We start from the raw sequence: 4,575 nt of genomic DNA, 5'->3' as shown, positions 1-4,575 counted from the left end.
ATATATTGAAGCACTACAATACAAAACGTGGGCATAGTTATAATAATTATATGACCCCAACAGCAGCTGAAAATGCTGCTTAAAGCATATCTCTTGTTTGTGTACAGATTTACTTGACCACATCAGCTTGTATCAGGGATCCAGGTGTTTCTGTTGACTATGTTTAGAAGCATAAAACCAACACCTGGATTCCGGCTAAACAGCATTGCCGGAACGACGTGGTAGTGGGCGTCAACTGAATACGAATGAGCACACGACGTAGTAGTGGACGCTATTTGAATGCCCCACCCGCATGTCATCCCTGAGTGCTTGTATCAGGGATCCAGGTGTTGCTTTTGATCTTGCCGCTTGTATACGGCGTAAACCAACACCTGGATTCCGGCTAAACAGCATTGCCGGAACGACGTGGTAGTGGGCGTCAACTGAATACGAATGAGCACACGACGTAGTAGTGGACGCTATTTGAATGCCCCACCCGCACGTCATCCCTGAGTGCTTGTATCAGGGATCCAGGTGTTGCTTTTGACCTTGTATACAGCGTAAACCAACACCTGGATTCCGGCTTAAAAACATTGCCGGAACGACAAACTAAACACCTGGATTCCGGCTTAAAAGCATTGCCGGAACGACGTGGTAGTGGGCGTCAACTGGAGACGAATGAGTAAATGACATAGTAGTGGATATTAAAAGAACCGTGTAATGAGAGCACTCGACGGAGTAATCACATTAAAGGAATGACGTAAACCATAAGTGAAAAACAAAAGACAAAAGACAAAAAACAAAAAACAAAAAAGCCAGCGTTGTTTGCAATGCTGGCTTTCTTAAGTGCAGAGCAGTCTAGGCTGCTAGCATAAAATTATGCTTTGTACTTACGCATCACTAATGTGGCGTTAGTGCCACCAAAGCCGAAGCTGTTGCTCATGATGGTGTTTAACTCTGCTTTACGCATTTCTTGCACTACTGGCATGCCAGCAGCTTTTTCATCAAGGTTATCGATGTTAATGCTTGGGGCAATAAAGCTGTCTTCCATCATGATCATGCTGTAAATCGCTTCATGAACACCAGCAGCGCCTAGGGCATGACCGGTTAAAGACTTGGTAGACGCAATCGGTGGCATGTTGTCGCCAAACACTTCGCGTAATGCTTCAAGCTCACGCATGTCACCAACTGGAGTCGATGTACCATGTGTGTTGATGTAATCAACAGGTGTATCAACATCGGCTAGGGCCATTTGCATACAACGTACAGCACCTTCGCCAGACGGAGCAACCATGTCGTAACCATCAGATGTAGCACCGTAACCAATGATTTCAGCATAAATTTTAGCGCCACGTGCAAGTGCGTGTTCTAATTCTTCAACAACAACGATTCCGCCGCCACCCGAAATAACAAAACCATCACGGTCTGCATCATAGGTACGAGACGCTTTTTCTGGTGTGTCATTGTACTTAGTCGACAACGCACCCATCGCATCAAAGCCCATTGTTAACGTCCAATCAACTTCTTCAGCACCGCCAGCAAAAACCATATCTTGCTTACCCATTTGGATAAGTTCAACAGCGTGGCCAATACAATGTGCTGAAGTTGCACAAGCTGAACTAATTGAATAGTTCACGCCTTTAATTTTGAATGGTGTAGCCAAACACGCGCTCGCAGTACTGGCCATAATACGTGGCACAATATACGGTCCAACACGTTTAACGCCTTTTTCACGAAGCGTATCAGCTGCTTGAACCTGGTTTTTAGACGACGCACCACCCGTACCGGCGACAAGGCCAACACGGAAATTAGAATATTGTTCTTCAGTCAAATTAGCGTCAGCAATCGCTTCTTGCATGGCAATATAAGCGTATGCAGCTGCATCGCCCATAAAGCGCAGAGCTTTACGATCAATGTGATCAGCAGGGTTCATTTTAATGTCACCCCAAACTGTGCTACGTAATTGCATTTCTTCAAACTGTGCCGAGTGAGTAATACCGCTGCGACCCGCTTTTAGCGACTCACTAACTTCTTGCTTGTTATTACCGATACTTGAAACAACACCCATTCCGGTGATCACGACTCTTTTCATTTTTTTGCTATCCATTTGGTACATGTCGGTACTTAATTGCCGCAATCATAGCTTCTTTGAAGCAATTAAGTGGTCAGCTTTCCATAAACGCAGGTAAAATAATGCCAAGTTATGTGGCCTGAGTAAAATATTTTGAGTAAAAGCACTTTTTTATCTTCACCTAACACCCAGCAACCTCTGCATAAAAGCGTATTGTTGGCGAATAATAGCGACTCTGAGAATCAATATTATCAATCTGTACAGCAGTATATCGATACAGTATTGCAAACCGGTGACGCTCAACACAGTGCCATTAAGCAAACCAATTTACTCACCCTCGGCCAATTTGGCTTTGGCGATGGTCATGAAATTCTATTGTTACAAGCAGCAATTGAGCATAACAATCAGCAACAACACAATAACAAAGTAAATCGTGTACATCTCATTGTATTTGCACAACAAGCTATCAATTGTCAGCAGCTTGAACAAACATGGTCACAGCAAGGTTTACTCAGCTTAAATCACCCATTAGCGGTTCATGCTCAGGCATTGTTAAATACGCAACTTGCAGCAATTAACGGTTGCCAGCGGGTAACATTCAGCCAAACACAGCTTATTGTCGATATACATTTTGGCAACCCGCTCGAGCAATTAAAAACCATTGCAACGCCTCACTCACAGACTATTGAGCATTGGTTTGCCCTTCCCGATACGAGTCATACTCATGCAAGGGATCACTATTTTAATCAGGCAGTATTATGGCAATGTGGTCGACTCAGTCGTCATAATGCCAGTTTTTATGTTGCGGTAAATTCCTCGGCAACAAATTCATCATCAGCAGTAACGTTACCTGCAATCGACAAGCAACTGCATCAATGTGGATTTAACAGCAACCTTGTCAACCAACAAACAACACAAAACTCGGCTGATGACATCGTCATTGCAGAGCGAAAGGCATTAACCCAGCAGTTAAAACAACAGTTTGCCTATAATCCAACACCCAAGCACGTTAACGACAACCACCCTATTGCCATCATCGGTGGCGGCATAGCCGCTGCAAGCCTTGCGTTGTCACTGGCACAACGAGGCAAAAATAGCATTATTTACTGCAAAGACGCGCAATTAGGTCAAGGTGCATCGGGTAATAAGCAAGGCGCGATTTACCCATTACTCACACCCGAAAACGGGCCTTTAAGTCAGTTTTTTCAACAAGCTTTTTTATTCAGCCGCCGCCAAATTGAGTCGTTAGTGAGTGACGGCTTTACTATTGGCCATCAATGGTGCGGTGTACTACACACAGGTTTTGACGAGCGCAGTGAAACCAGATTAACCAAAATAATCGGCGGTCAAGACTGGCCAGCCGAAATCGCATTAGCGGTCGATAGCAAACAAGCGAGCAAGCTTGCCAATCTCGATATCGACAAAACAGGCTTCTATTATCCACTCGGCGGGTGGGCCTGCCCGTTTGAATTTGCACAAGCTGCAATCGCCAAAGCACAAATGTTAGCTAACGTAACGGTTGTCTATAATAGTCATATAAAGAAGATTGAAACGAGCCCGCAAGGTTGGCAACTGTTTATAGATGGCGCTGAGTCATCCATCGCCACACATCAACAATTAGTCGTCGCCTCAGGTGCACAACTCACCGACTTCCCACAAACCAAACAGCTGCAAATCAGCGGATTTAGAGGCCAGGTGAGCCATGTACCCGCCAAAGGTGAATTGGCACAACTCTCAACCGTCATTTGTGCCAATGGATACTTAACCCCGCAACATCAACAATTACATTGTGTTGGCGCCAGTTATGTTAAAGATCCAAAACACTTAGTATTTTGCGCACAAGAACAGCACGAAAACAGCTTGAAGATGAAGCAAAGCTTCCCCAATTCAAACTGGCCTAACGATATTGATGTTTCAAACAATGACGCCAGAGTCGGCGTAAGGATGGTCAGTCGCGACCACTTCCCCGTAATGGGATGCGCAACTAATGTTGAAGAGTTATTTAAGCGCTATGCTCTGCAGCAACAATCAAAAGACAAACCGAGCCAATGGCAACGTTACTGGCAAACCACACCAGCACCTATTTATGACGGCTTATATGTTTTAGGCGGCCTAGGCTCACGCGGCCTAAGCTCAGGCCCACTGGTAGCCGAATGCCTCGCCGCAAACCTCTGCGGCGAACTGTCACCACTCAACCTGGAATTACAAGCATTGCTCAGCCCCAATAGAATGTGGCTGCGCAAATTGCTTAAAGGCAAAGCATTGATGTGAGTTTTAGGACCGAGATTCTAGAACCTTAAATCGAAACACCTGGATCCCTGATACAAGCACTCAGGGATGACGGGCAGTTGGAGCGAAACGACATCATTTGCTCATTAGTATTCACGTGACGCCCACTACTACGTCATATATGGACCCACCCGTTTTGCAAGTGATTTCGAAGCGTTAATAAACAAATTCATTGCCTTCATATATCCGGCTTGTAAATCGGGTGTTTTATATACCCGCAGCCCTAATGCAATTAG

2 protein-coding genes are annotated in these 4,575 nt (G+C 45.0%); one reads left to right on the top strand and one right to left on the bottom strand.

The window, feature by feature from the left end:
- Positions 1-856: 856 nt before the first annotated feature.
- Positions 857-2,071 (bottom strand): beta-ketoacyl-ACP synthase I, encoded by a 1,215-nt coding sequence (fabB, locus tag GQA99_RS19990; protein ID WP_170293574.1) that lies wholly within the window; start codon positions 2,069-2,071, stop codon positions 857-859.
- 132 nt (positions 2,072-2,203) lie between these two features.
- Between fabB and mnmC1 the strand changes: the two genes are divergently transcribed.
- The gene (mnmC1, locus tag GQA99_RS19985) at positions 2,204-4,321 is read left to right on the top strand and encodes an FAD-dependent 5-carboxymethylaminomethyl-2-thiouridine(34) oxidoreductase MnmC1 (RefSeq protein WP_229785983.1); all 2,118 of its coding nucleotides are present in this window, start codon (positions 2,204-2,206) and stop codon (positions 4,319-4,321) included.
- The last annotated feature ends 254 nt before the right edge of the window (positions 4,322-4,575 follow it).

The sequence above is a fragment of the Shewanella litoralis genome, assembly GCF_009828585.1.
Taxonomy (GTDB): Bacteria; Pseudomonadota; Gammaproteobacteria; order Enterobacterales; family Shewanellaceae; genus Shewanella; species Shewanella litoralis.
The sequence above is the reverse complement of the archived record's forward strand: the minus strand, read 5'-3'. Positions and strand labels throughout refer to the sequence as shown.